Source organism: Paenibacillus mendelii (assembly GCF_024498075.1).
GTDB lineage: Bacteria > Bacillota > Bacilli > Paenibacillales > Paenibacillaceae > Paenibacillus_Z > Paenibacillus_Z mendelii.
This window is the reverse complement of record NZ_JANHOF010000033.1, coordinates 21,775-27,774: the sequence shown is the minus strand read 5'-3', so window position 1 is coordinate 27,774 and position 6,000 is coordinate 21,775. Positions and strand designations below refer to the sequence as shown.

The 6,000-nt window shown below is 49.0% G+C and carries 3 protein-coding genes and 1 pseudogene; 3 read left to right on the top strand and 1 reads right to left on the bottom strand.

Annotated features, from left to right (window positions below; genetic code table 11):
- Positions 1-201 precede the first annotated feature (201 nt).
- Positions 202-606, top strand: coding sequence for a DUF4180 domain-containing protein (locus NNL21_RS35215; protein WP_204822783.1), 405 nt, complete (start codon positions 202-204; stop codon positions 604-606).
- 331 nt (positions 607-937) lie between these two features.
- On the opposite strand, the pseudogene NNL21_RS35210 reads toward NNL21_RS35215, so the two are convergent.
- Positions 938-2,145 (bottom strand): annotated as a pseudogene (locus tag NNL21_RS35210) (IS110 family RNA-guided transposase).
- Between the two features lie 233 nt (positions 2,146-2,378).
- Between NNL21_RS35210 and NNL21_RS35205 the strand changes: the two are divergent.
- Entirely contained in the window at positions 2,379-3,143 is a 765-nt protein-coding gene (locus NNL21_RS35205; RefSeq protein ID WP_204822784.1) for a tyrosine-type recombinase/integrase, read from the top strand.
- Positions 3,144-3,658: 515 nt separating this feature from the next.
- Positions 3,659-5,908, top strand: coding sequence for an FAD-dependent oxidoreductase (locus NNL21_RS35200; RefSeq protein ID WP_204822785.1), 2,250 nt, complete (start codon positions 3,659-3,661; stop codon positions 5,906-5,908).
- Positions 5,909-6,000: the final 92 nt, after the last annotated feature.

The window sequence follows — 6,000 nt, the reverse complement described above, 5'->3', positions numbered from 1 at the left end:
ACTTGGGTCAAAATCTAAGAAAACGTAAGTATTTAAGAGAAAAGTGATTCTCCATAGAGGGAGGTTAATCTAATGAATATGAACAGCTATCTCCATAATTATGTAAAATAGCAGGTTTGTTGTATACTTTTTTTATTCGATAGCACAGCATAAATTATCCGAAATCGACCAGTCCATTATTTTGAACAGGAGAGACGCATAATGAATATAAGGGTTGATCAGCAAAATGGTTCAAAGGTAGCCATTATAGAAAGTTCCGAGATAATAATCCGAAATGTCCAGGATGCTTTGGATTTAATGGCGTCCATTAAATTTCATCATGATAGCTATAAGATCGTTATTCACCAATCCAACATTACGGAGGAATTTTTCGAATTAAAGACAAGATTAGCAGGTGATATTCTACAGAAATACGTGAACTATCAAATAAAGTTGGCGGTTGTGGGCAATTTCGAAGTGTATAACAGTAAAAGTCTTAAGGATTTTATTTACGAATGCAACAGAGGGGAACAGGTTTTCTTTCTTGAAGATGAACAGTCAGCCATTCAAGTTCTACATTTATTACGCTCCCTCGAAATGATTCAGTTTCCTCACTCAGACTCATGAATTCGCAGGATTTCATCCTGTAGTTAGTATGAAGAAGAGGATGTTGGTGGAGTCGATGGCTGGGAAATGGTGAATTGGGCATACGAAATAAAGGTGAACATTAATCACCCATATTGTTCCATATGAGCACGTCTCCACTTTGCCCCTAGCGATTCTCGCTCCCATGTCTCAACGGGTCATAGCCCTTTCATTCCTTCGTCACATCTAACTACGGGGTGGAGGTCGGTCTTTCTAACGGAACGGGTCCGAGCCCTTTTGCGTAACATCTCCCGATACTCCGTGCTTCTTTTGTCATCCTGCGAATGCTTGAGCTGGTGAGGATCGACTGATCTTAGGATACCTGTGGGAAAACTCTGGTTGAATCGTAAGCCTCACTGCTTTTTGCCAGACCGACTAGCAGCCGCGCTACTTTACCGCATAATTTCATGATGGATTTCATCTTCTTCAGCTTCTTTACCTCCACATTGTAACGGTGTGAGGCTCGAACTTCCGAGTTCGTCATGACCATACACATCGTCATTAGATAGAGAAAATGCCGAAGACGTGGACGGCCCCGTTTGCTGAGCACCATCTTTCCACGCCACTTCCCAGAACTGGCCTCCGCTAGATTCAACCCGGCATGTCGAAGCAGAGCATTACCATGTGTATAACCGCTTAGATCACCGGCTTCACCGAGTACACCTGTAAGACTCGTTACATTGACGCCTCGTATTTCAAGCAGCTTCTGTGCGTAAGGAATACGATCAAGAATGAGATGGAGCTCGTGTTCAATTCGTTCAAGTTGGCGGTTGGCCAAGTCATATTCCTCGAGCAATTGCCCAAGATGAAGCTTGTAAGCGTGAAGCGCTTGGGTGGTACCCACACTGGATTTTGCAAGCATAATGAGCAGCTCAGCTCGTTTAACACCAGCATGACGCTTCACATATTGCTTCCAACCGTCAAGAACCTGTTCCGTATTTAACCGACTGATTTCTTTCGGTAAAGGGAAGAGTCTGAGCGTTGCGATTGCACTGGTACAAGTAAGGATTTTAAAGACCTTGCGAAGCTCGGGAAAGACGATGTCTACCCAGCGATGAATCTGATTAACCGCACTGTTGAGGCGTTTGGTAACCGTTTCTCGGTTTGACATAAGAATACGCAGTTCCTCGTAAGCTTCCGTATGAAAACGAACGGGGGAGTAGTACCCGTTTTTGATCATATCTGCTTCTTTCTGACTAGATGAGGATTAACCAGAACGGCTTCAATACCTTGAGCGACAAGCCAGCGTGCTAGACTGAACCAATAGTGGCCGGTGGGTTCCATACCAACTATGACGCTGCTCAGTTTGTAAGTCCTAAGCAGATCCCGAATCCAGCGTTCGAACATCTGGAACCCTTCAGAATGGTTGCCGAATTCGAGCGGAGTTCCAAGGGCAATCCCTCGAAAGCTAACGGCGCGGGCCACATGAACTTCTTGGGCAATGTTTACGCCGACGACCAGGTGATGAACGGTAATGTTTTCAATGAGTTGATTTTGCTTGTCCTGTGCCTTAAACTTCATAGTAGAGCGACCTCCTGATGGGCTTTTTGAGGCAATGACCTCGTGCGTAACCCCATCGTACAGAGGCGCTCGTTTTTGTTCAAACTCCAAATTATTCGTATTACAGGAATTCTAACGGAGAACGATAGCTGAATGCTCATTGGCGCCATACGGCAGCCATTGAGCATTTCTTTCTTATGATTAAATCCACCCGATTCTAGTGAGACTAGAATGAAAAACGGGAGGGTTTTGTTATGAAATTGAAAGAATTATGGGTTTTGTATGAAGCTGATAAGCGCATTTTGGGATTCAGTCCTCACACTTTAAAAGCGTACGCTCTGCAACTCAAGATGTTAATTGGCGGAATTGGTGATATTGAAATTGAGGAAATCCCTTTAGATTTGCTTAAAAATTACTTGTCTAAACAGTCGGAGCGGCTAAAGCCAAGCAGTTTAGGACATCGAATTCGCTTCGTACGTTCGCTTTTTCGATTTGCATTTGAGGAAGGGCATATTTCGCGGAATCCTGCCCTTAAACTGAGAGAGCCAAAGACGGATAAACGCATCCCCAAATTTCTAATCGAAGAGGATGTCATTCATCTAAAGATATCCTGCCTTTCTCCTCGTGAATATGCTCTGCTTGAATTTTTATATTGCACAGGCTGCCGTGTTGGTGAAGTGCAAAAAAAAAATATCGAAGACATTGATTGGGAAAACTGCTCAGTTATTGTAAACGGTAAGGGAGCAAAACAAAGGGAAGTCTATTTTACAACCGAATGTAAGATTTGGCTTAAAAGATACCTTGAGAGCCGACATGACTCCTGCAAAGCACCTACTCGCCGGATGTCGATACCTACAATTCGTTACTCATTAAAAAAGCTAGCAACCCGTGGGAAAATTGCTGTGAATGTTTACCCACATCGGTTCAGGCACACCTACGCCTGCCAATTGTTGGATAACGGTGCACCGCTGGAATTTATCCAAGGAATGCTCGGTCACGAAAAAGCATCCACCTCTTAAATATATGCCCAGCTACGAGGTGAGCTGCGCAGAGAATTATATCGCAGGTATTTCTAGGCTGAGATTCGTCAAGAATTCTTTTTCGCTTAGAGTAAGAAAAAACGATAAGCCGGTCACATTTGAAAGGTTTAGCGTATATTTTCGTGTAATGTTGGCGGGACCTAAATACAACATCAAGAGAAGGCTACCGGCAGATCGGGAGCCTTCTGAGCTAAAAAGGGCTATGAGAGGAGAATTATAATGGTTGGCACTTGGTGACAGCTTCGCTGGTACTATCCCAACATCGACCAGTAAGGATAAATATCGCGGTCGAGCGCGAACCGTTCTTTGCGATCCCAGTAAACGTGAGAAACCAACCGTGCATAATAATCGGACTTCATAAGCGCGCCTACCTTTTGTTGAAGTTTATGAAATAAAGTATATCTATCATCGTAATACAATGCATGTTAATTAAAAAGGGGATCTTATATCATGAAATTATAGATATTCATTTCATCCAAAGGAGTGTATGGGAGATGAGGCAGGAGGTCGTATCGTCGGATATTACGGTTGTCGGCGGCGGACTGGCGGGGGTTTGCGCCGCTATCGCCGCTGCACGACTAGGCAGAACGGTTTCGCTGGTCCAAAACCGGCCCATGCTCGGCGGAAATTCCAGCAGCGAGGTGAGGGTGTGGGTGTGTGGCGCTACGGCGCATGGAACTCACCGCTATGCAAGGGAAACCGGCATTATGGGCGAAATGTTCATCGAGAACCAGTTTCGCAATATGGACGGAAACCCTTATTTTTGGGATTTGGTCGTCATGGAGGCGGTGCGGGCGGAAACGAATATCCGCTTATTCCTCAATACGGATGTGCATGAAGCCGAAGCCGACGGAAACGAGGATAACCGGACGATTCGTTCCGTTACCGGCTGGATGATGGGATCGGAGCGACGGATCCGTTTTGAAAGCGCAATGTTTCTCGATTGCTCGGGCGACGGGCTGGTTGGGTTTCTCGCCGGCGCCAAGCATCGGGTCGGTCGTGAGTCGAAGGACGAATACAACGAGGATTGGGCGCCTGCCGTGGCGGACGATATTACGCTCGGCAGCACGCTGCTGTTCTATACGAAGGATGCGGGCCATCCGGTGAAATACATCCCGCCTTCTTTTGCCAAAGACATCACGCAGACGACAATTCCGATGAAGCGGGTCATCCGCAGCGGCGATAACGGCTGTGCCTATTGGTGGATCGAATGGGGCGGTGAATTCGATACCGTTCATGACAACGAGCTGATACGCGACGAGCTGTGGGCCGCTATCTACGGCATTTGGGATTATATCAAAAACTCGGGTAAGTTCGATGCTGATCATATGACGCTGGAATGGGTCGGTTCTCTCCCCGGAAAAAGGGAGTATCGCCGGTTCATCGGCGATTATGTGCTCAATCAGAACGACATCGTGGCGCAGCGCGAATTCGAGGACCGCATCGCGTTCGGAGGATGGTCCATCGATCTGCATCCGCCGCAAGGCATGTATTCGACGGAAAGCGGATCCAAGCACCTGCATATGGACGGCATCTATCATATTCCGTTCCGCTCGCTTTATTCCGTGAACGTCGACAATTTGCTCATGGCCGGCCGCGACATCAGCGCGTCGCACGTCGCGTTCGGCACGACGCGTGTAATGGCAACCTGCGCCATCATCGGGGAAGCCGCAGGCACCGGGGCGGCTTTAAGCGTGGAGAAGGGCATTACGCCGCGCGAGCTGCATAACGGCCATCTGCATGAACTGCAGCAAACGATGCTGAGGCAGGACGCCTCGATTATCGGCTTGCGCAACGAGGATCCGGCCGATCTGGCGCTGCAGGCGAACGTTAAAGCATCCAGCACGTTGACGCGGCTCGCGGTGGAAACGCCGGCAGAGGCCTATCCGCTTAAGTCCGACGTCGGCTTGCTGCTGCCGGCGGACCCGGACATTGGCGGCATCGAGCTGTTGGTGGATGCTGCGGAAGCCGCGACGCTTGCTGTCGAGCTGTGGAGCACGGGCCGCGGCGAGAATTACGTCCCGCATACGCTGCAAGTGTCCGCATCGGCGCAGGTCGGCAAAGGCGTCAAGCAATGGGTGAAGTTGGACGTGCATTGGCAACCGGCTGCCCCGCAGAACGCCTTCCTCATGATTAAAGCCGACGAGCGGCTTTCGCTGCACGTGTCCGGTCAGCCGCAAACGGGAGTCCTTGCATTCGTCAAAGGACCGACGCCGATCGTATCCGCGGACCTAGAGGACCATCAGCCGTCGCAGCCTGTTATCCAATGGAGCATGCGGTCTTTCGTGCGCAAGCCATTCTGCTTCCGTCTGCTTTCGCGGACACATGCGTTCTCCCCGGCGAAAGCCGTCGACGGCTTTCACCGTCCGTTTGCAGGTCCGCATCTGTGGTCGTCCGCCGCCATGCGGGATGACTCGCCGGAATGGCTGGAACTGAGCTGGGTGAAGCAGGTGAACGTCAAGTCGGTCCACATTACATTCAATGACGACGTGAACGAGGACTTGATCAACCTTCATCACCATCACACGCCGTTTGCAATCTTGCCGGAATTGATTCGAAATTATGCTGTTGAGGTATACGCGAATGGCGAATGGACTACTGTAGCGGAAGGACAAAACAATCATAAGCGCAAGCGCGTCCACACGCTGGATACGGCGGTCGTCGCCGACAGGATCCGAATCGCGGCTTACGCGACAAACGGGAGCCTGTGTGCCGAAATCGTCGAGGTCAGGGTGTACGCATAATAGATAGGCGCGAAAAATAAGATGGTTCTGCAGCTGTTGTGCAGGCCATCTACTTGTTGTTCGCCGAATGTGAAACTTTCTTTCGGGAGGGG

Bases quoted from the DNA above. Each gene is read 5' to 3' on its own strand.
- NNL21_RS35200 (WP_204822785.1), top strand. From the start codon at position 3,659: ATGAGGCAGGAGGTCGTATCGTCGGATATTACGGTTGTCGGCGGCGGA.
- NNL21_RS35215 (WP_204822783.1), top strand. From the start codon at position 202: ATGAATATAAGGGTTGATCAGCAAAATGGTTCAAAGGTAGCCATTATA.
- NNL21_RS35205 (WP_204822784.1), top strand. From the start codon at position 2,379: ATGAAATTGAAAGAATTATGGGTTTTGTATGAAGCTGATAAGCGCATT.